Source organism: Terriglobia bacterium, from assembly GCA_020073205.1.
In the GTDB taxonomy this organism is placed as follows: Bacteria; Acidobacteriota; Polarisedimenticolia; order Polarisedimenticolales; family JAIQFR01; genus JAIQFR01.
The window spans coordinates 1-19,171 of the sequence record JAIQFR010000065.1 but is presented as its reverse complement, the minus strand read 5'-3'; the positions used below and the strand labels follow the sequence as shown (position 1 = coordinate 19,171).

The 19,171-nt window shown below is 70.3% G+C and carries 20 protein-coding genes and 1 tRNA gene; 7 read left to right on the top strand and 14 right to left on the bottom strand.

Going from position 1 to position 19,171, the window contains the following annotated elements; genetic code table 11:
* Positions 1 to 9: 9 nt before the first annotated feature.
* The 4 genes from panC to folK all read right to left on the bottom strand — a co-directional run bounded on the left by panC (position 10) and on the right by folK (position 2,928).
* A complete protein-coding gene (gene panC / locus LAO51_13640) occupies positions 10 to 855 on the bottom strand; it encodes a pantoate--beta-alanine ligase (protein MBZ5639783.1) in 846 nt (281 codons plus the stop codon).
* 28 nt (positions 856 to 883) lie between these two features.
* Positions 884 to 1,675, bottom strand: coding sequence for a 3-methyl-2-oxobutanoate hydroxymethyltransferase (panB, locus tag LAO51_13635; protein MBZ5639782.1), 792 nt, complete (start codon positions 1,673 to 1,675; stop codon positions 884 to 886).
* Positions 1,676 to 1,752: 77 nt separating this feature from the next.
* Positions 1,753 to 2,391 (bottom strand): deoxynucleoside kinase, encoded by a 639-nt coding sequence (locus LAO51_13630; GenBank protein MBZ5639781.1) that lies wholly within the window; start codon positions 2,389 to 2,391, stop codon positions 1,753 to 1,755.
* A gap of 24 nt (positions 2,392 to 2,415) precedes the next feature.
* Complete coding sequence (folK, locus tag LAO51_13625; protein MBZ5639780.1) at positions 2,416 to 2,928, bottom strand: 2-amino-4-hydroxy-6-hydroxymethyldihydropteridine diphosphokinase; 513 nt, start codon at positions 2,926 to 2,928, stop codon at positions 2,416 to 2,418.
* A gap of 152 nt (positions 2,929 to 3,080) precedes the next feature.
* Between folK and LAO51_13620 the strand changes: the two genes are divergently transcribed.
* From LAO51_13620 to LAO51_13595, 6 genes are all read left to right on the top strand, one after another.
* On the top strand, positions 3,081 to 3,686 hold the full coding sequence (locus LAO51_13620) for a hypothetical protein (protein ID MBZ5639779.1): 606 nt from the start codon (positions 3,081 to 3,083) through the stop codon (positions 3,684 to 3,686).
* A complete protein-coding gene (gene glmU, locus LAO51_13615; protein MBZ5639778.1) occupies positions 3,683 to 5,110 on the top strand; it encodes a bifunctional UDP-N-acetylglucosamine diphosphorylase/glucosamine-1-phosphate N-acetyltransferase GlmU in 1,428 nt (475 codons plus the stop codon). The genes LAO51_13620 and glmU overlap by 4 nt, the downstream gene beginning before the upstream one ends.
* A 42-nt stretch (positions 5,111 to 5,152) precedes the next feature.
* Positions 5,153 to 6,994, top strand: coding sequence for a glutamine--fructose-6-phosphate transaminase (isomerizing) (gene glmS, locus LAO51_13610; GenBank protein MBZ5639777.1), 1,842 nt, complete (start codon positions 5,153 to 5,155; stop codon positions 6,992 to 6,994).
* 134 nt (positions 6,995 to 7,128) lie between these two features.
* On the top strand, positions 7,129 to 9,366 hold the full coding sequence (locus LAO51_13605; protein ID MBZ5639776.1) for a UvrD-helicase domain-containing protein: 2,238 nt from the start codon (positions 7,129 to 7,131) through the stop codon (positions 9,364 to 9,366).
* Positions 9,367 to 9,382: 16 nt separating this feature from the next.
* The gene (gene efp, locus LAO51_13600) at positions 9,383 to 9,940 is read left to right on the top strand and encodes an elongation factor P (GenBank protein MBZ5639775.1); all 558 of its coding nucleotides are present in this window, start codon (positions 9,383 to 9,385) and stop codon (positions 9,938 to 9,940) included.
* Positions 9,941 to 9,964: 24 nt separating this feature from the next.
* Positions 9,965 to 11,662, top strand: a complete 1,698-nt coding sequence (locus tag LAO51_13595) for a tetratricopeptide repeat protein (GenBank protein ID MBZ5639774.1) — start codon at positions 9,965 to 9,967, stop codon at positions 11,660 to 11,662.
* 12 nt (positions 11,663 to 11,674) lie between these two features.
* Here the strand turns inward: LAO51_13595 and LAO51_13590 are convergent, their stop codons facing one another.
* The 5 genes from LAO51_13590 to LAO51_13570 form a co-directional block, all read right to left on the bottom strand.
* Positions 11,675 to 12,358, bottom strand: a complete 684-nt coding sequence (locus tag LAO51_13590; protein ID MBZ5639773.1) for a metal-dependent hydrolase — start codon at positions 12,356 to 12,358, stop codon at positions 11,675 to 11,677.
* Positions 12,359 to 12,378: 20 nt separating this feature from the next.
* A complete protein-coding gene (hemL, locus tag LAO51_13585) occupies positions 12,379 to 13,665 on the bottom strand; it encodes a glutamate-1-semialdehyde 2,1-aminomutase (protein ID MBZ5639772.1) in 1,287 nt (428 codons plus the stop codon).
* 32 nt (positions 13,666 to 13,697) lie between these two features.
* Positions 13,698 to 14,102, bottom strand: coding sequence for a DUF45 domain-containing protein (locus LAO51_13580; protein MBZ5639771.1), 405 nt, complete (start codon positions 14,100 to 14,102; stop codon positions 13,698 to 13,700).
* Between the two features lie 170 nt (positions 14,103 to 14,272).
* A complete protein-coding gene (hemB, locus tag LAO51_13575; protein ID MBZ5639770.1) occupies positions 14,273 to 15,241 on the bottom strand; it encodes a porphobilinogen synthase in 969 nt (322 codons plus the stop codon).
* An 11-nt stretch (positions 15,242 to 15,252) separates the two neighbouring features.
* Complete coding sequence (locus LAO51_13570; protein MBZ5639769.1) at positions 15,253 to 15,426, bottom strand: hypothetical protein; 174 nt, start codon at positions 15,424 to 15,426, stop codon at positions 15,253 to 15,255.
* 173 nt (positions 15,427 to 15,599) lie between these two features.
* On the opposite strand from LAO51_13570, the gene LAO51_13565 reads away from it, so the two are divergent.
* Positions 15,600 to 15,675 (top strand) — tRNA-Met (locus tag LAO51_13565).
* Between the two features lies 1 nt (position 15,676).
* Here the strand turns inward: LAO51_13565 and LAO51_13560 are convergent.
* From LAO51_13560 to LAO51_13540, 5 genes are all read right to left on the bottom strand, one after another.
* Positions 15,677 to 16,963, bottom strand: a complete 1,287-nt coding sequence (locus LAO51_13560; GenBank protein ID MBZ5639768.1) for a site-specific integrase — start codon at positions 16,961 to 16,963, stop codon at positions 15,677 to 15,679.
* A 384-nt stretch (positions 16,964 to 17,347) separates the two neighbouring features.
* A complete protein-coding gene (locus LAO51_13555; protein ID MBZ5639767.1) occupies positions 17,348 to 17,656 on the bottom strand; it encodes a hypothetical protein in 309 nt (102 codons plus the stop codon).
* 367 nt (positions 17,657 to 18,023) lie between these two features.
* Positions 18,024 to 18,431: a hypothetical protein gene (locus tag LAO51_13550; GenBank protein MBZ5639766.1), complete on the bottom strand. Its 408-nt coding sequence runs from the start codon at positions 18,429 to 18,431 to the stop codon at positions 18,024 to 18,026.
* Between the two features lie 50 nt (positions 18,432 to 18,481).
* Positions 18,482 to 18,754, bottom strand: a complete 273-nt coding sequence (locus tag LAO51_13545) for a hypothetical protein (GenBank protein ID MBZ5639765.1) — start codon at positions 18,752 to 18,754, stop codon at positions 18,482 to 18,484.
* Positions 18,754 to 19,171: ABC transporter substrate-binding protein (locus tag LAO51_13540; GenBank protein ID MBZ5639764.1), on the bottom strand; the 418-nt coding region annotated here is incomplete at its 5' end. The genes LAO51_13545 and LAO51_13540, both read right to left, overlap by 1 nt.

Sequence of the window (19,171 nt, the reverse complement as noted above, 5' to 3'; positions counted from 1 at the left end):
CGCCTCCGCTCACGGGGTGACGACGATGTTGTCGATGAGGCGGGTCTTCCCGGCGTAAACCGCGACCGCGAGGAGCATCTCCCCCGAGGCGATCGCGACCGGCTGAAGCCTCGCGGTGTCCACCAGCTCGACGTAATCCACCCTCAGGATCGGCTCGGCCTCGAGGACATCCCGCGCGGTCTTCACGATCCGACCCGGGTCCCGCTCGCCGCCCTCGATCGCCTTTTCCGCCTCCTTGAGGCCGCGGGGTATCGCCTGCGCGGCCCGCCGCTCCGCTGAAGCGAGGCGGACGTTGCGGCTCGACAGCGCGACGCCGTCCGCGTCGCGGACGATGGGGACCACGAGGATCTCCGTGTCGAGCAGGAGGTCCCGGGTCATCCGCTGGACGATCACCGCTTGCTGGGCGTCCTTTTGGCCGAACGCGACCACGTGCGGCTGCACGATGTTGAGAAGCTTCAGCACCACGGTGGCGACGCCGCGGAAGTGGCCGGGACGGCTCGCCCCCTCGAGCCGGGCGGACAGACCCTCGACCTCCACGAAGGTGCACGCGTCCGCGGCGTAGATCTCGTCGGCCTCGGGGGCGAACACCACGTCCACCCCCTCGCTCACGCACCGGTCGGCGTCGCGAGCGAGGTCCCTCGGATAGTTGGCGTAGTCCTCGCCCGGACCGAACTGCGTCGGGTTGACGAAGATGGAGACGACGATCAGGTCCGCCATCTCCTTCACGCGGCGGACGAGGCTCATGTGCCCCTCGTGCAGGTAGCCCATCGTCGGGACGAATCCGATCCTCCTCGCCCTCTCCCGGCCCTGCCGTGCCATTTCCTTCATCGAGTGGACGCGTCGGACGATGTCCATGCTTCCCCCGGGAGCGCGGCGCCCCTTGTCAGGCGTAGGTCTCGGCGTCCGACGGGTAATCCCCCCGGCGCACGTCGTCGGCCCACCGCCTTATCGCCTCGACCTCGACCTCGTGAACCCCGGCGTAACGGCGCACGAATTTCGGCACCGGTCCGGGCAGCCTCCCGAGGAGGTCGTGGATCACCAGCACCTGGCCGTCGCAGCGGCGGCCCGCTCCGATGCCGATGGTGGGGACCGGGACCTCTTCCGTGACCCTCTGGGCGAGATCGGCCGGGATCCCCTCGAGGACCAGCGAGAACACGCCGGCCTCGGCCAGCGCCCGGGCGTCCTCGACCAGGGCCTCGGCCTCCGCGTCCTCCCGGGCCTGGACCTTGTAGCCGCCGAAACGGAGCACCGACTGCGGGGTGAGGCCGAGGTGGCCCATCACCGGGATCTCGGCGTCGAGGATCGCCGCCACCACCGGCAGCCGCCGGCGCCCGCCCTCGATCTTCACCGCGTCCGCGCCGGCTTCCCGCACGAAGCGGGCGGCGTTGCGCACCGCGTCCTCGGCACCCAGGTGGAACGAGAGCCACGGCATGTCCACTACGAGCAGCGCGCGCCGGCGCGTCCGGCCGACCGCCCTGGCATGATGGAGCATTTCGTCCATCGTGACCTTGAGCGTGGTGTCGTAACCCAGGACGACCATGCCCAGGGAGTCGCCGACCAGCAGGCAGTCCACTCCCGCCTCCTCCGCGGCGAGCGCCGAGGGAGCGTCGTAGGCGGTCAGCACGACGAGGGGGCCGCCCTGCCCCTTCCGGGACCCGAAGGCGGGAACGGTCATGCGGGAGGTTCGAGACTCGGCGGGGCTCACGCGGCCTCCCGTTCTCCCCGCCGCCATCGCCGGCGGTCGAGGGAATCTCAGGGCGCGGTGCCGAGGGGCCGGTAGTACTGCACCCCCCGGTCCATCTTGCGGATCTGCTCGATCAGCTCGTCGAGGTGCTCCTCGTGGTGGACGAAGTCGATCTCGGTGGTATCGATCACCAGGAGCGGTGTCTGGGTGTAGTGGAAGAAGAAGTAGTTGTACGCCTTGTTGACTTCGTTGACGTACGCCTCGCTGATCTCGGCCTCGTAGTCGCGGCGCCGCCGCTTGATCCGCTCCACGAGGCGCGCGGTCTCGGCCTGGAGGAAGATCACGAGGTCGGGCTTCGGTACCTGGGACTCGAGCATGGCGTAGAGCTTGTCGTAGATCAGCAGCTCGCTGTCGTCGAGGTTCAGGTAGGCGAAGATCTTGTCCTTCGGGAAGATGTAATCGCAGAGCGAGACCTGGTGGAAGAGGTCCCGCTGGCCGAGATCCATGAGCTGCCGGTAGCGTGAAAGGAGGAAGAACAGCTGCGCCTGGAACGCCGCGCCCTGCTTGTCCTGATAGAAGTCCCGGAGGAACGGGTTGTCGATCTTCTCGAGGAGCTTCTGCGCTTCCGTCTTCCTGGCGAGGAGCTCCACGAACGAGGTTTTCCCGACGCCGATGGGGCCTTCGACCGCGATCGACCTGAACTTCATGGCGCTCCTGAAGAGGGGGCGCGATTATACGGGGCGCGCTCCCGGCAAGGCAAGCGTCCCGACCTTGCGGACCGCGTGGGAATCGGGGAGCGCTAGGAGCTCCTCCCGCACCGTGCGACCGCTCGACGGATTGACGAGGCCCGGAGCGATCTCCTCGAGCGGGGCGAGCACGAATCGCCGCCCCCACATCCGCGGATGCGGCAGGACCAGCTCCTCGCCGTCGCGCCGGTGATCGCCCAGCAGCAGGAGATCGAGGTCCAGCACTCTCGGCGCGTTCCTGAACGTCCGCACGCGACCCTCGTCCGCCTCGACGTCGAGGAGCCGCGCCAGCACCTCCTCCGGCGGCCAGAAGGTCTCGATGCGAGCGACCATGTTCAGGAACCACCCGGGCTCCCCGGTCGAAACCGCCTCCGTCTCCCACACGGAAGAGAGGGCGGCGGGGTGGAGCCCGCGCCGGACCATCCCGAGAAGGCCGGCGCGCAGGTGGGCTTCGCGGTCCCCCAGATTGCTGCCGATTCCGACGTAGCCGTCCGCCATCGCGCGGCCATTGTAGCCGTGGGGCGGCGGGCGCAGTTGAATCCCGGGGACCCGCCCGCTATCATGCGTCGAATCGCGTGGCGCGAGGGGGCAGGCGTTCCGCTGCCCCGGGTCGGGTCCCGCGTCTCGTCCGGAACCCTGGAGAACACCGCATGCCCACCAAGAAGAAGGCTCCGGGCTTGAAGTCGCCCGCGCCCGCGAAGACCGTGAAGGCCGAGGCACCCGCCAAGGCGAGGAAAGTCCCGCCGAAGGCGAGACACACCGCGGCGTACGAGGACTCGCTTCGGGAGTTCGGCGCCGCGATCGACCTCCTCCGGCAGGGGAGGCACGCAGAGGCGCTCGAGAAGCTCGACCGGGTGCGCAAGGAGAACTCGGACGAGCCGGTCCTGGCCGCCCGGGCGAAGACGTACGCGACGATCTGCGCGCGCAAGCTCGCCCCTCCCCAGCGCGAGCCCGAGACCGCCGACGAGCTCTACTTCGCGGGGGTGGTGGCCGCGAACGACGGCCGTCTCGCTCAGGCGATCGCGTACCTCGATCGCGCCACCCAGCTCGACCCGTCCTCCGCGAGCACCCTTTACGCTCGCGCCGCGGCGCGCGCGCTGTCCGGCCAGGCGGACGCGGCCGCCGCGGACCTCCGCCACGCGGTGGCGCTCGACGCGCGCTGCCGGTTCCAGGCCGCCAACGATCCGGACTTCGACAAGGTGAGGGACGAGGCCGTCTTCATCGACGTCATCGAGCCCACTCCCGACGACAAATGAGACGCCGCGCGATCGGGGCCTCCCCGGCCGTTCTCGTGCTGGCCGCCGGCCTCGGGAAGCGGATGCGCTCCTCCCGCATCAAGTTGCTGCATCCCGTCGCGGGACGGCCCATGGTGGCCCACGTCCTCGAGGCGGCGCGCGCGATCCGTCCCTCGCGGCTCGTCACCGTCATCGGCCACCAGGCGGACGAGGTTCGCGCGGCGCTGTCCGAGCTGTGCGAGGACTTCGTGCTCCAGGCGGAGCAGAGGGGAACCGGGCACGCGGTGCTCATGGCCCGCTCCCTCCTCCTGGGGTCCGGGTCTTCCTCCCTGCTGATCCTGAACGGCGACCTTCCGACGCTCCGTCCCAAGACGCTCCGCGCCCTCGTCGCGCGGCATCGGCGGTCCGGGTCGGCGCTCACGCTCGTCTCCGCGGAGGTGCGCGACCCTCGCGGATACGGTCGCGTCGTGCGCGACCGGTCGGGCCGCGTGCTCCGCATCGTCGAGGACCGCGACGCGACCGCGACCGAGCGGGGGATCCGGGAGATCAACTGCGGGATCTACTGCGCGGACGGGAGGAAGCTTCTGTCCGTGCTGCGGTCGCTCAGGCCCACGAACGCCCAGCGGGAGGTCTACCTGACCGACGCCGTCCACCGGCTGCTCGCCCGGGGAGAGCGCGTCGTCGCCGCCCTGAGCTCCGACGCGGAGGAGGTGCTCGGGGTCAACACCCGGGCGGAGCTCGGGAGGGCGGGGCGGACGCTCTACGCGCGCAAGGCCGAGGAGCTCCAGGCCGCCGGGGTCACCCTGCTCGATCCGTCGAGAATTTTCGTGGACCCGAGGGCGCGGATCGGGCGCGACACGGTGATCTACCCCGGCGTCATGGTCGAGGGCCCCTCGGTGATCGGCCGGGAGTGCATCGTCCGCTCGGGATGCCGGCTGGTGGACGTGATCCTCGGCCGCGGCGTCGAGATCAAGGACCTGAGCGTCATCGAGGAGAGCAGGCTCCTCGACGGCTCGTCGGCGGGCCCGTTCGCCCACCTGAGGCCCGGCGCGATCCTCGAGCCCGGCGCCAGGGTGGGCAACTTCGTCGAGCTCAAGAAGTCGCGCCTGGGGCGCGGCAGCAAGGCCCAGCACCTGACCTACCTGGGGGACGCGACCATCGGGCCGGGCTGCAACATCGGGGCCGGCACGATCACCTGCAATTACGACGGCAAGCGAAAGTACCCGACCACGTTGGGACCCGGCGTCTTCATCGGGAGCGACGCCCAGCTGATCGCGCCGGTCCGGGTGGGCAAGGGCGCGTACGTCGCCGCCGGCACCACGGTGACCGACGACGTGCCGGCGGGCGCTCTGGCCATCGGCCGCGCCCGCCAGACGAACGTGCCCGGCTGGGTGGCGCGTCGCCGCAAGAAGCTCCGGGGGGCCGGCCGGAACAAGAGGCCGTAAGCGCTATATTCTCCCTGACCGTCGCTTCTTGGGGGTGGATCCATGTGCGGCATCGTCGGCTACATCGGCCCCAAGGACCCCGTCGAGGTGCTGGTGGACGGGCTCCGCCGGCTAGAGTACCGCGGGTACGACTCCGCGGGGATCGCCGTGGTGGACGCGGAGGGCGTGCTGTCCATCCGCCGCGCCCCCGGAAAGCTCCGGGACCTCGAGCGCGTGATCGCGGAGCGCCCGGTCCGCGGCGTGTACGGCATCGGCCACACCCGGTGGGCGACCCACGGCCGCCCCACCGAGGAGAACGCCCACCCGCATCGCGACTGCACCGGACGGCTCGTGGTGATCCACAACGGGATCATCGAGAACTACCTCGAGCTCAAGCACGAGCTGACCGCCCTCGGCCACCGGTTCGTCACCGAAACCGACACGGAGGTCGTCGCCCACGCCCTCGAGCAGGAGATGAAGGTATCGGGGGCGGACCTGCCGGCCGCGTTCCGCGCGGTGCTCCCCCGCCTCCGCGGGATCTACGCGATCGTCGCCATGTCCGCCGACGCGCCGCGGATGCTGGTGGCCGGGAGGCTCGGCCCGCCGCTCGTCGCCGGAGTCGGCGCCGGCGAGTACTTCGTCGCGTCGGACATTCCCGCGCTGCTCGCGCACACCAAGGACGTCGTCTTCCTCGACGATCACGAGATGGTCGTGGTCACCCCCGAGGGGCTCCGGTTCTCGAAGTCGGACGGCACGCCGATCGAGAAGACGCCGACGAGGATCCCGTGGGATCCGATCATGGCCGAGAAGGGCGGCTACAAGCACTTCATGCTGAAGGAGATCCACGAGCAGGCACGAGCCGTTCGGGACACGCTCCTCGGCCGGGTCTCGATGGAGTCCGCGGAGGTCTTCCTCGACGAGATCGGGGTCTCGGACGACGACCTCCGGTCGGTGGAGCGCGCGGTCATCGTCGCGTGCGGCACCTCCTGGCACGCGGGGCTCGTCGGGAAGTTCCTGCTCGAGCGGCTCGCCCGCCTTCCCGTGAGCGTGGACTACGCGTCGGAGTACCGCTACCGGAGCCCGATCCTGAGCCGTCGCGTGCTGCCGATCTTCATCAGCCAGTCCGGCGAGACCGCCGACACCCTGGCGGCGCAGCGGGAGGCGAAGCTCCGCGGCGCCCTCACGCTCGCCATCTGCAACGTCCGGGGCTCGATGCTGACCCGCGAAGCGTCGGGGACGATCTACACCCTCGCCGGTCCCGAGATCGGGGTCGCCTCGACCAAGGCGTTCACCAGCCAGATCGTCGCGCTCGCGCTCCTCGCCTTGAAGCTCGGACGCGCCCGTGGGACCCTCGGCGAGGCGGAGGCGGCTGAATTCGTCCGGCACCTCTACCACGCCCCGGTGCAGATGGAGCTCTTCCTGGGCTCGGGCGACGGCGTGCTGGAGATCGCGCGCACCTTCCACCAGCACCGGGACTTCCTGTTCCTCGGCCGCGGCGTCAACTACCCGATCGCGCTCGAGGGAGCGCTCAAGCTCAAGGAGATCTCGTACATTCACGCCGAGGGGTACCCGGCCGGCGAGATGAAGCACGGCCCGATCGCGCTCATCGACGAATCGATGCCTGTGGTCGCGCTCGCTCCTCACGACCTCGTGTTCGAGAAGATGCTGTCGAACATCGAGGAGGTGAAGGCGCGGTCCGGGATCGTGATCGCGGTGACCGACCGCGAGGACCGGGATCTCGAGGACAAGGCCGACGTCACGATCCGAGTCCCGGCCACCCACGAGCTGCTCGCTCCCCTGCTTCTGGTCCTGCCGCTCCAGCTCCTCGCGTATCACATCGCGCTCCTCAGGGGCTGCGACGTGGACCAGCCGAGGAACCTGGCCAAGAGCGTGACCGTCGAGTAGGCCGCCGAGGCGGCGCGGCGCTCCTGACACCTCCCGGCGCGGTTGATAGAATGAGGGCCGCGCGTGGGGGTCCTCGTGAATCCACCGGAGCCGTTCGACGAGCAGGGGCGTTTCAGAGGGAGGCGTCCGTCCGCATGAGCGCCCTACTCGACGGCCTCAACCCCGCGCAGGTCGAGGCGGTGACCTGCGGCGGTGGGCCGATCCTGGTCCTCGCGGGCGCCGGCTCGGGCAAGACCCGCGTCATCACCCACCGGATCGCCCACCTCGTCCTCGAGGTCGGCGTGGACCCCTCGCGGATCGTCGCCGTGACGTTCACGAACAAAGCGGCCGGCGAGATGCGCACGCGGGTCGCGCGGCTCCTAGGCGACGCGGCGCTCCCCTCGTGGATCGGCACGTTCCACGCGCTGTGCCTCAGGATCCTCCGCCGCGACGGCCGGAGGATCGGCCTCGATCCGGGGTTCGTCGTCTACGACGCGGACGACCAGCTCGCCGTCGTGCGGCGGATCCTGAGGGACGAGTCGAGCGACGACGCCCCTTCGTCGGCCCGGCCGGTCCTCTCGAAGATCAGCCGCGCGAAGAACGCGATGGTGACCCCGCCGGAGCTGGCCGGCCGCGCCTTCTCGCCCGAGGCGAGGCTGGCGGCGCGCGCGTACGCGCTCTACGAGGAGAGGCTCAAGCGCGCCTCGGCCGTGGACTTCGACGACCTCCTCCTGCGGGCCCTCGAGCTGCTGACCGCCGCGGGGGAGGCGCCTTCCGGATACGCCGAGCGCTGCGAGCACCTCCTGGTGGACGAGTACCAGGACACGAACCGGCCGCAGTACGGCTTGGTGAACGCGCTCTCGGCGGTCCACGGCAATGTCTGCGTCGTGGGGGACGAGGACCAGTCGATCTACCGGTTCCGCGGGGCGGACATCCGGAACATCCTCGACTTCGAGAGGGACCACAAGGGCGCCCGCGTGGTCAGGCTGGAGGAGAACTACCGCTCCACCGGAACCATCCTCGACGCCGCCGGCGCCGTGGTCGCCCGGAACCGGAACCGCAAGGGGAAGAGCCTCTGGACCCGGAACGCCCGCGGGGAGCCGCTGGAGGTCTACCACGCGGCGGACGATCGGTCCGAGGCCAGGTGGATCGCCCGGCGGATCGCGGAGCTGCTCCCGGGGCGCGCCCACGAGGACTTCGCGGTCCTCTATCGGACCAACGCGCAGTCGCGGCTGATCGAGGAGTTCCTCCGCGCGGACCGCCTCCCGTACCAGGTGGTGGGCTCGGTGCGCTTCTACGAGCGGAAAGAGGTGAAGGACCTCCTCGCGTATCTCAAGCTCGCCGCCAACCCCGGCGACGACGTGTCGTTCCGCCGGATCGTGAACGCGCCACCCCGGGGGATCGGCGACGCGACCCTCGAGGTCGTCGAGGGGGCCGCGCGGTCTCGCGGCGTCCCGCTCGGGGCCGCCGCCGCCCTCGTGCTCGGGGAGGGGCTCGCGTCGCCGCGCGCGGCGCGGCCGCTCCGGAGCTTCCTCGATCTCGTCCTGGAGCTGACGAGGCTGGCCGAGCGCGAGCCGGCGGTGCTCCTGCTCGAGAAGCTGGTCTCCGATCTCGGCTACGCCGACTATCTGGCCCGCTCGCACCCGGGCGAGGGCGCCGATCGGATGGACAACGTGCGTGCCCTGATCTCCGCGGCGGCGGAGTACCAGGAGGAAACCGGAGAAGGCCGGCTCCAGGGGTTCCTGGACCGGTCGGCCCTGGTCTCGGATGCGGACGAGGTCGGCGCGCGGCCGGGCATCACGCTCATGACCGTCCACTGCGCCAAGGGGCTCGAGTTCCCGGTGGTCTTCCTGGCCGGCCTCGAGGAGAACCTCTTCCCCCACAGCCGGTCGCGGGATTCCGACGACGAGCTCGAGGAGGAGCGCCGGCTCTGCTACGTGGCGATGACCCGCGCCCGCGAGCGGCTGCTCCTGAGCCGCGCCGAGGTCCGCCGCATCCAGGGCGAGCCGGTCCACGCCGGCCCTTCCCGCTTCCTGTTCGAGATCCCGTCGACGCTCCTTCGCGAGGCCGTCCCGAAGCCCTGGGACCGCCTCGCCGACGGCGGGCCGGAGCGCACGTACCGCGGCACTGCATTCGGCGGCTCCTCCGCCGCCCGCGCCGCGTCGCGCCCACGGGCGGCCGAGCCCACCGCGGTCGCGCCGCGCCACGCCGGTCCTCCGCCCGAGGACGGATTCGCCGTCGGCGCGATCGTGGCCCACCCGAAATTCGGGAGCGGGCGGATCGTGGATCGGGAGGGGATGGGCAAGACGCTGAAGCTGACGATCCACTTCGCCGGGCAGGGCTCGAAGAAGATCCTCCCGGCCTACACGACCCTCGAGGTCGTCTCACGTTGAGGGGCGAGGTCGAGCCATGAAAGCGACGGAAATCAGGAAAGGCATGATCCTGAGAGTGAACAACGATCCCCATCGCGTGCTCGCAATGCAGCACATCACCCCGGGCAACTGGCGCGGCATGGTCCAGACCAAGCTCCGCAACCTGAGGAGCGGCTCCAGCGCCGAGATCCGGTTCCGCTCGGAGGACGAAGTCGACAAGATGAACTTGGACACGAAGCAGATGCAGTACCTCTACCACGATCAGCACGGGTACCACTTCATGGACACGGAAACGTACGATCAGGTGGCCCTGGCCGACGAGGACCTGGGAGACACCATGTCGTTCGTCGTCCCCGAGGCGATGGTCGAGATGGACTGGGTCGAGGGGAAGCCGGTGGGGATCGAGCTCCCCTCCGCCGTGGACCTGAAGGTCGTGGAGACGGCCCCGGGGATCAAGGGCGCCACCGCCTCGGCGCAGCGCAAGCCGGCGATCCTCGAGACCGGCCTCACCATCCAGGTCCCCTCGTTCATCGAGGAGGGGGAGGTCGTCCGAGTCAGCACGCTCGACGGCGACTACCTCGAGCGGGCGAAGTAGCGCCGGGGCGCGGGCGGCCCCGCGATGAGCCCCGAGGCGGCTGCCCGGCGCGCCAGGCTCGCGATCGCCCTCGCGATCGTGGCGCTGACGATCGCGGTCCATGCTCGGGTGCTCGGCGACGGCTTCGTCAACTACGACGATCCCGCCTACGTCACGGAGAACGACCACGTCCGCGCGGGGATCACGCCCACGTCGGTGCGGTGGGCGCTCTCGTCCCCCCTCGAGGGCAACTGGCATCCGGTCACGCTGCTCTCGCACATGGTGGACGTCGAGATCTGGGGGCTCCGCCCCGCGGGGCACCACCTGACGAGCCTGGCGATCCACGCGGCGAACGCCGTCCTGTTGTTCCTGCTGCTCGCGCGTCTCGGGGGGGAAGAGCTGCGGGCGGGCCTGGCCGCCGCGCTCTTCGCGGTCCACCCGCTCAACGTCGAGTCGGTCGCGTGGATCGCCGAGCGGAAGAACGTGCTGAGCACGTTGTTCTGGCTCCTGGCGCTCCTCGGCTGGACGGCGTACGCGCGCCGGCCGGGGCGGGCTCGCTACCTCGGTGTGCTGGCCCTCGCGCTCCTCGCCCTCGCCGCGAAGCCCATGGCCGTGACGCTCCCTCTGACGCTGCTCCTCGTCGACGGGCTCCTGGTCGAGCGGCGCGCACGGCCGGGGGAGATGCGGTCCGCGCTCCTGATCCGGCTCACGGCGGAGAAGCTCCCCTTCCTCGCGGCCTCGCTCGCGTGCGGCGTCGCGACGGTCTGGGCGCAGGCCTCCCACGGCGCGGTGCGGACGGTCGAGGCGTTTCCCGTCGGGGTCCGGCTCGCGAACGCGGCGGTGTCGTCGGCCTGGTACCTGGTCAAGATGGCCTGGCCGACGGGTCTCGCGGTGTTCTACCCTCACCCGGGCGCGGCGATTCCAGGCTGGCAGATCGGCGCGAGCCTCCTGCTCCTCGCCGCCGTCACCGTCTTCGCGGTGAAGTCGGGACGTGGCGCTCGGGCGGCATGGGCCTGGTACCTCGTGACTCTCCTGCCGGTCCTCGGCATCGTGCAGGTCGGCGTCCAAGCTCGCGCCGACCGCTACGCCTACGTGCCGCTGATGGGACCTCTGGCCGCCGTGGTCTGGGCGCTGCCCCCCCGCGGGAAGCTCCGGTCGCCGCGGGCCGCGTGGGCGGCCGGGGCCCTCGGGCTCGCGGCGGTCGTGGGCCTGGGCGCCGTCGCGTGGGTGCAGGAGGGGTACTGGAAGGACAGCGTCGCCCTGTTCGAGCGTTCCGTCGCCGTGACCCCCGACGAGCCGATCGGGCGCGGCAACCTCGGGATGGCCCTGGTCGAGCGTGGGAAGCTGGACGACGCGCTCCTGGAATTCCGGCGCGCGGTCGAGCTTTCGCCCCGCGTCGCGTCGGGACACATGAATCTCGGGAACGCGCTGGCGATGAAAGGGAGTCTGGGCGAGGCGGTCAGGGAGTACGAGGAGGCCTCCCGTCTCGATCCCGGGGATCCTCGCGTCCGATACGACCTCGGGAGGACGCTGGTCCGCGCGGGACGCCCGGCGGCCGCCGAGGGCCCGCTCCGGGAGGCGATCCGTCTCGATGCCGGCCACGCCCGGGCGCATGCGGCCCTCGCGGAGGTGCTCGCCGCCACCGGCCGTCCGGCGGAGGCGCGCCGAGAGGCGGAGGAGGCGATCCGCCTCGCGCCGGACGACCCGGTGGTCGGTGCGGAGGCCCGTCGTCTCGCGCGATGAGCTGGCGCGGCCTCAGACGGTGCAACTCGAGCCCGGATTCACCACCATGGCCTTGCGCCCCGTCGCCTCGACCTTCCTGACGAACTCCCCCGGATCAGCGGCGATGACGTCGAACGTACCGTAGTGCATCGGGATGCACACCCGGGCGTCGAGGAATCCGGCGGCCCTGACCGCGTCGTCGATCCCCATGGTGAAGTTGTCGCCGATGGGGAGGAGCGCGGCGTCCAGGGGCCCCCAGGCCTCCCCGATCAGCTTCATGTCGAGGAACAGGCCAGTGTCGCCGGCGTGGTAGACCTTCTTCCCGCCCATCGTGACCACGAACCCCACCGGGTTCCCCAGCGCCTCGCCGTTCGGCCCGGTCGAGCCGTGGTGAGCGATCGTCAGCTTCACGTGGCCGAACGGGAAGGTGCGGCCGCCCCCGATGTGCATCGGGTGCCCCTTGCACCCCTTCGCCGCGAAGTAGTTGACGATCTCGTAGTTGGCGACGACGAGGGCGCCGGTCCGCTTCGCGATCTCGACCCCGTCCCCGACGTGGTCGCCGTGGCCGTGGGTGATCAGGACGGCGTCGAGCTTCTCGAAGGCGTCGGGGCCGACGTCGGCGTTGGCGTTCCCGGTGAGAAAAGGATCGATGAGCACCCGGTGGCCGCCGTCGTCGAGCTCGAAGCAGTCGTGGCCGTGGTAGTGGAGCCTGAGCATCGCGCCTCCTCCTTTCGGATTCACCTCGCGCCGGCGGCCGCGATCTCCCGGAGCGTCTCGCGCGCGGCCTCGATCGTGAGATCCACATCGGCCTCGCGGTGCGCGGTGGACACGAACGCCGCCTCGAACTGGGACGGGGCCAGGTACACGCCGCGACGGAGCATCCCGTGGAAGAACGCCGCGTACCGCTTCGTGTCCGACCGGGCGGCCGAGGCGTGGTCGGTAACCCCCCCGTCGGTGAAGAACGCGGTCATCATCGAGCCGACCCGGTTCACGGTGGACGGGACCCCGGCGTCCCGGACCGCGCTCAGGAGCCCGGCGGCGAGCCGCCCGGAGACCGCCTCGAGATTCTCGTACGCGCCCGGCTCGTCCATGAGATCGAGGGTCTCGATCCCGGCCCTCATGGCCAGCGGGTTGCCGGAGAGCGTCCCCGCCTGGTAGACGGGTCCCGACGGCGCGACCCGGTCCATCAGATCGGCCCGGCCGCCGTACCCTCCGACGGGCAGGCCGCCGCCGATCACCTTCCCGAAGCACGAAAGGTCCGGCGTGACGCCGTAGAGCGCCTGCGCGCCGCCGGGATGGACCCTGAAGCCCGTCATGACCTCGTCCAGGATCAGGACGACGCCTTCGCGCCGGGTCATCTCCCGAACCGCCTCGAGATAACCGCGGGCGGGCGGGACGACCCCCATGTTCCCCGCGACCGGCTCGAGAATCACGCAGGCGATCCCTCCGCGTCGCGTCGCGAGGAGGCTCTCGATCGCCGCCGCATCGTTGAACGGGACCACGTGGGTGAGCGCGGCGAGGGCCGCCGGCACTCCCGGGCTCCCGGGAATCCCCAGGGTGAGCACACCGGACCCCGCCTTGACCAGGAGCGAGTCCACGTGGCCGTGGTAGCACCCGTCCGCCTTCACGACGCCGTCCCGCCCGGTCGCCGCGCGCGCGAGGCGGATCGCCGACATGGTGGCCTCGGTACCGGACGAGACGAAGCGCACCCGCTCGCACCCCGGGACCCGCCCGCAGACGCGCCGGGCCAGCTCGGTCTCGAGCTCGGACGGGGCGCCGAAGGACGTCCCCTTGCCCGCTTGCTCGCGGAGCGCCGCGACGACGCGCGGATGGGCATGCCCGACGATGAGCGGCCCCCACGAGCCGAGGTAGTCGACGTACTCCCGTCCCGCGGCGTCCCGCACCCGGCAGCCCTGGCCGCTCTCCATGAACAGCGGGGTTCCGCCGACGCCGCCGAACGCGCGGACCGGGCTGTCGACGCCGCCGGGGATGAACCTCGAGGCCTCCTCGAACAGGCGCTCCATCGGTCCGTCGTTCCGGCGGGGCGACGCGCTCATCAACCTCTCCCCCCCGCTCCGTCGGTCCCGGCACCCGAGACCGCCGACCCGTCGTCCTGAGGCCGATCCGCGAACAGGCAGCCCTGGGCGTGGCGCCACTCCGGCCCGGGCAGGTAGTAGCCGCTCCGCCTCGCCGCCTCGAGGATGCGACGGTAGAGGCCCTCGAACCTCGGCGAGTGGTCGAAGTGGCGGAGATGCGCCAGCTCGTGGCAGAGCGTGTCCACGAGGCTCGACTCCTTCAGGAGTCGCCCGGTGGTCGCGTGCCGGAGGCGGATGCGGATCAGTCCGTCCTTGTAACAGATCCCGTAGTGCTCGTTGACGCCGTCCCGCTCCGCCTCGAGCACCGCGTAGCGCAGGCCGAACCTGCGGGCGAGCTCCGCGGCGATCCTAAGGAGCCGATCCATCGTCGCGCCGGCCTCCGACGCACGGGCTGCCCGGGCCGCCGCGACCGCGGCCGCCGGCGGCTTCGGCGCGGGCCTCTGTGCGGGAGCCCGCCGCTCCGCCGGGTTCACCGGCCCGAACAGCGAGAGGGGCGGGCTGGCCTTCCCCCTCCTCCTCCCCGCCGGGCCCATCGCTACCTGAGGAGACGCGCCGCCTCGCGCGCGTGGTAGGTCAGGATCAGGTCGGCGCCCGCGCGCCGGATCGAGGTGAGGATCTCGAGGATGGTCCGCTCCCGCTCGAGCCAGCCCTTCGCGACCGCGGCCATCACCATCGAGAACTCCCCGCTCACGTTGTAGGCCGCCACCGGAACGCCGTAGCCGTCCTTCACGCGTCGGATCACGTCGAGATAGGCGAGCGCCGGCTTGACCATGACGATGTCGGCCCCCTCGTCGAGGTCGAGGCCGACCTCGCGGAGCGCCTCGTCGGAGTTCCCGGGGTCCATCTGGTACGCCCGGCGGTCGCCGAACTGCGGGGCGGAGCCGGCGGCCTCGCGGAACGGCCCGTAGAAGGCGGAGGCGTACTTCGCCGCGTACGCGAGGATCGACACGTTCTGGAATCCGCTCTCGTCCAGCGCCTCGCGGATCGCCGCCACGCGGCCGTCCATCATGTCCGAGGGGGCCACGATGTCGGCGCCGGCCCGGGCATGGGAGACCGCGGTCCTGGCCAGGATCTCCAGGGTGGGGTCGTTCAGGACCTCGCCGTCCTTGACGACGCCGCAGTGGCCGTGGCTCGTGTACTCGCAGAGGCAGACGTCGGTGACCACGACGAGGTCGGGGTATTCCTTCTTCAGGGCCCGTACCGCGCTCTGGACGGCGGCCCCGTCGTCGTGGGCCTCGGAACCCACCTCGTCCTTCCTCTCGGGGAGGCCGAAGAGGATCACCGAGCGGATCCCTTCCCCACGTGCCTCGCCCACCTCCTCCACCACCCGATCCACGGAGAAGTGGTAGTTGCCCGGCATCGCGGAGATCTCGCTCTTGATCCCCTGGCCTGGACGGACGAAGAGCGGGTAGATGAAGTCCGACGGATCGAGTCGGGTCTCCCGAACCATGTCCCGGATGGCGGGGGTTCTGCGAAGCCGCCTGGGGCGGACCACCGGATACATCGGGAAGGCTCCTACTCGTCGGTTTCGGAGAAGAAGAAGAACTCCGCGCAGGGCTGGCTGCAGAAGGTGCGCCCGCTCATGAGGTAGGCATGCTCACCGCAGAAGTACTTGAAGCAGATGGGGCACTTGTGCAGCGAGGTCTCGTCTTCGCTCTTCTTGCACTGGACGCATTCGTGATCGGCCATGGAGTACCTGCGCCCCCTTCTGCCCAATTACGGGCAGATCGACACCCGCGGATTATAGCCGATTCCGCCCTTGCCGCACGACGGAATGCCCTTTCCAACTCGTCTCGCGGCGCAACCTTGACGATATCGCCCGCCTCCGGCTACATTACGGGGACATCGTTCGGAAACCGTGTGCCGGCGTAGCTCAGTGGTTAGAGCGAGGGTCTCATAATCCCTAGGTCGGCCGTTCGACTCGGCCCGCCGGTACCAGCTAACTTACAGAGTGCTTGACGTTGCTGCGCCGCCGCACGACGCGATCCGCGCCTGTCTGATCCTGGGTCGCCGCCTGGGTCGCCGAGTCCGTTCCAAGGACGCGGTCCACGGCCGTGGCGACCCCGCGGAGGTGCTGTGGCGCGAGGTGCACGTACCGCTCCGTGAGGATCGGCGACGAGTGGCCGAGGACCTTCTGCACCGCGGACAGGTGTTCGCCCGCGTGGACCGCCCATGACGCGAACGTGTGCCGTAGCACGTGCAGGCCGAGGCGCTCGAGACCCGCTCCGACAGACGCCTTCCGGGTGGTCTCGCTGACCCAGCTACGACGCTCGCTCGAGCTGTAGTCCTGGCCGCTGGCGTCCACGAGGACGTGCAGCGACAGCCGATTCAGCTCCTTTGCCTGCTCCGCCCGACCAGAGCGGAGGTCCTCGAGAACCGCTTTCGCGGCCTCAGACATCGGCACCGTCCGGGTGCCGGTCTTGGTGTCCATCGGAACGTGCAACACGCCGGCGGAGAAGTCCACGTCGCCCCAAGTCAGTTGCGCCAGCTCCCCGAGCCTCATTCCCGTCGAGACGGCGAGCCGGAGGAAGGGCCGGACCCATGGCGGAGCGGTCGCCTCGAGGCGGTCGAATTCCTCCCGTGTCAGGTAGCGTGTCCGGCCCTTCGACGCCGCCGGCTTCTCTAGATCCGCGGCCGGGTTGCGATCGACGACACCCCAGCGCACCGCGAGGCGGAACATCCGATGCAGGACGCGGAGCCGCTTGAGGATCGTCGTCGGCGACAGCGGCGGGAGGATCGCGCGCTCTCGGTTCAGCTCCTTCTGCTTCCGCTTTCCGAGGACGCGACCCGGCCTCGCGGTCGTCTCGAGCGCCAGGCGGTAGGCGTCGAGGTCCGCCCTGGTGATCTCCTTGAGGCGGCGGGCTCCAAAGTGCTTCACCAGCTCGCGGACGTTCACGGGGTAGTGGTTCGAGCGGCGCCGCCCGGGGTGCTCCGCGAGGAATCGCGCGGCGAACTTCTGGAAGGTCGGGCCCACGGCCCGGACGACGTCGCGCGGATCCCGGTACTGTTCGGAAGCGACCTGACCGAGGCGTTTCCGTAAGAGGCGCCGGGCTTGGCTCGCCTTGAGCCCAGCCTTCTCGACGCGCCGGTGGCCCGGCGTCGTCGGATACCGGATGTAGAACCATTCTCGGCCGTTCTTGTGGCGCTTCGAGAAGATCCCGTCGCCGCACCACACACGGCCGGCCTTGTCTGGTCCGCTAGTCGCCGCGCGGTTCTCGGTGATCACGTTACGCCCCTTTTCCTTCCGGACCTTTGGGCGGCTGCAGCGATTCGCGCCTGGCCCGCGATCGCGCATCGTTCGCGAACGCATCCCGAACTTCCGGGCAGAGCTCCCGGCACTCCTTGCAATTCGGGCAGAGGAGGCAACGCCACCCGGCGTCGGCAAGAGACAAGGCGGGAGTCGTCGTCTGCGCCCGGAACGGGAGGACGGTCGCGGGTTTCTCGCGGCCGACGCGCGCCGCGGGCCGGCGGAGCTTCTCACAGGGGTCCGTCGCCGGACGCGTACAGCGCTCGACGTTCCGGCAGCGCGCGCAGACCTCCAGCCATTGCTCGGGCGGCAGGAATTCGCCGAGGGGGCTGCGCGTCGGGAACCGTATTACCCTCCCCATGGTCACGCCCCGGCATCGGCGTTGGCGTTGAGGCTTGGGAACCACAGCTCGACCGACTGACGGTCCGACTCGATTTCGCTCGAGAGTTGTCGCAACCCACGGATCGACAAGGGGTCCGGCTTCTCGCCTCGCTGCCACTTGTCCGCCACCAGGTCCAGCGCGTTCTCGGCGTCGGACAGGTGCCGGTGAAGTGCGCGGAGATCGTTTAGGATCTCCGTCTCATCGGTGGCGTGGCGGTTGACGGGTCCGGGCCCCAGCAGGTCCGCCAGGATCAGGTACGGGTTGCGGATTGCTCCCTTGCCCTTCGACATCGCTTCCTCCTCGCGCCGCTCGGGCGCATAGACGGTGAGGAGGCACGCAAGAGGGTTCGCGCTGGAGGGAGGTTTGATATCCTTCGCGAAGCCCGCATCGGTGTTACCTCACCGTTTCGGGTTAGGTCCCGCGTCCGGTTGCACGCCGGGCGCGGGGCCGCTTTCACCCGAAACGTACGCCCCTGAGCGCCCCCCGTCAAGTCCCTGTCTCCGGGGGTCCCATCGTATTGCCCGCCCCGCGATCGTCGATCCTGGGCCATCCTGGAGCGCCGATTTTCGCGTCGGCCCGCGGCAAAGGCCGAAACGCGCCCGGCGCTCCGCATCGGACGCCGTGTGGGGCGGGACCGATGGCCCCCGCCCCATCGCGCTAGTAGGTCAGCTCCGGCCGCGCGGACTTCCCGCGGTTGAAGCCGGCGGAGATCTTCCCCGTGGTCGGCGCCGTGCCGGTCACGGTGTAGTACAACCGCCAGTACCGCTTGCGGTTTCCCGCCGAGATCCCCGGGAGCGGGACGGGCTTGTTGAGGGTCAGGCCGGCGAGGAGGACCGCCGTGGTCCAGAGCGTCGCCGCGGTTCCGAACGCGGGATCGTCGTCGCACTGGAGCGCGAACGTGAGCGAGGTCAGGTTGTTGAAGGCCTCGGTGACCTTCGCCCACACGTGCAGGTGCTCACCCGCGCCGAGGTCGGTCGACGTCCTGGCGTCGTAGTAGTCCGTCGACGCCGCGGTGGCCGTGATTGCCTGGTCCCTCGAGAGGTCCATGAGGTCGTCGGTGATCATGCGTTCTCCTTGAGCCGCGCCGGTCTGCCGGTTGCGGTTCGGTTCGGGGACTACCGTGGGTCCAGCACGCCCGCGAGCGGGCCGTGCGCGATGCGGGAGTACTCCTGCCGCTTCTGGTCCTTGCGGGCGTCGAGCGCCGCTCGAGCGGCATCGTCGAGCGGCTCCCACTGGAGGCTCGGCACGTAGTCGTCCGGCACCTCGACCTCGGCCGGCTTGTGGCGGGTCGCCTGAACCACCTCGGCGCACACCTGCCCGTGGCCCTGGCCGTAGGGCTGGTCCTGTCGGTGGATCGTCGCGTCCGTGAAAATACGGTAACGAGCCATCAGCCTTTCCTTTCTCCGCCTCGCTGTCGCGCGGCAGCCACAGAAACGTGTGGAATTGCAGACGTCTGCACTCGGTATCGAGGCGAGCGTGTGGGCGGCGTGCTCACCCTCGCTTCTTCCTCGGCGCGTACACCAGGCCGCGCATGAATTCCCAGACGGAGTGCGGGTGCTCGCGGCCCTTGTAGACGTCCCAGAGGTAACGGCCCGTGATCCTGGGTTGAGAGACCGGGAGGCCGGCCCACGTGGCCGCGACCTCGGCCGTCGAAATTGCCGCTGATCTTCGAGAGGAACGGCGTCATGTCGGCGGTGCCGATCGGGATGCCGGTGGTGCCGACGATCTCGCCGCCGTTCTTCTTGATCTCCGCCGCGTAGGCGTCGCGCGTCGACTGCCCCCACGAATAGTCGGCGTAGGCGATG

Excerpts from the sequence above, each read along its gene's own strand:
- panC (MBZ5639783.1), bottom strand. The coding sequence starts at position 855 with ATGGACATCGTCCGACGCGTCCACTCGATGAAGGAAATGGCACGGCAG.
- panB (MBZ5639782.1), bottom strand. The coding sequence starts at position 1,675 with ATGACCGTTCCCGCCTTCGGGTCCCGGAAGGGGCAGGGCGGCCCCCTC.
- LAO51_13630 (MBZ5639781.1), bottom strand. The coding sequence starts at position 2,391 with ATGAAGTTCAGGTCGATCGCGGTCGAAGGCCCCATCGGCGTCGGGAAA.
- folK (MBZ5639780.1), bottom strand. The coding sequence starts at position 2,928 with ATGGCGGACGGCTACGTCGGAATCGGCAGCAATCTGGGGGACCGCGAA.
- LAO51_13620 (MBZ5639779.1), top strand. The coding sequence starts at position 3,081 with ATGCCCACCAAGAAGAAGGCTCCGGGCTTGAAGTCGCCCGCGCCCGCG.
- glmU (MBZ5639778.1), top strand. The coding sequence starts at position 3,683 with ATGAGACGCCGCGCGATCGGGGCCTCCCCGGCCGTTCTCGTGCTGGCC.
- glmS (MBZ5639777.1), top strand. The coding sequence starts at position 5,153 with ATGTGCGGCATCGTCGGCTACATCGGCCCCAAGGACCCCGTCGAGGTG.
- LAO51_13605 (MBZ5639776.1), top strand. The coding sequence starts at position 7,129 with ATGAGCGCCCTACTCGACGGCCTCAACCCCGCGCAGGTCGAGGCGGTG.
- efp (MBZ5639775.1), top strand. The coding sequence starts at position 9,383 with ATGAAAGCGACGGAAATCAGGAAAGGCATGATCCTGAGAGTGAACAAC.
- LAO51_13595 (MBZ5639774.1), top strand. The coding sequence starts at position 9,965 with ATGAGCCCCGAGGCGGCTGCCCGGCGCGCCAGGCTCGCGATCGCCCTC.
- LAO51_13590 (MBZ5639773.1), bottom strand. The coding sequence starts at position 12,358 with ATGCTCAGGCTCCACTACCACGGCCACGACTGCTTCGAGCTCGACGAC.
- hemL (MBZ5639772.1), bottom strand. The coding sequence starts at position 13,665 with ATGGAGCGCCTGTTCGAGGAGGCCTCGAGGTTCATCCCCGGCGGCGTC.
- LAO51_13580 (MBZ5639771.1), bottom strand. The coding sequence starts at position 14,102 with ATGGATCGGCTCCTTAGGATCGCCGCGGAGCTCGCCCGCAGGTTCGGC.
- hemB (MBZ5639770.1), bottom strand. The coding sequence starts at position 15,241 with ATGTATCCGGTGGTCCGCCCCAGGCGGCTTCGCAGAACCCCCGCCATC.
- LAO51_13570 (MBZ5639769.1), bottom strand. The coding sequence starts at position 15,426 with ATGGCCGATCACGAATGCGTCCAGTGCAAGAAGAGCGAAGACGAGACC.
- LAO51_13555 (MBZ5639767.1), bottom strand. The coding sequence starts at position 17,656 with ATGTCGAAGGGCAAGGGAGCAATCCGCAACCCGTACCTGATCCTGGCG.
- LAO51_13550 (MBZ5639766.1), bottom strand. The coding sequence starts at position 18,431 with ATGATCACCGACGACCTCATGGACCTCTCGAGGGACCAGGCAATCACG.
- LAO51_13545 (MBZ5639765.1), bottom strand. The coding sequence starts at position 18,754 with ATGGCTCGTTACCGTATTTTCACGGACGCGACGATCCACCGACAGGAC.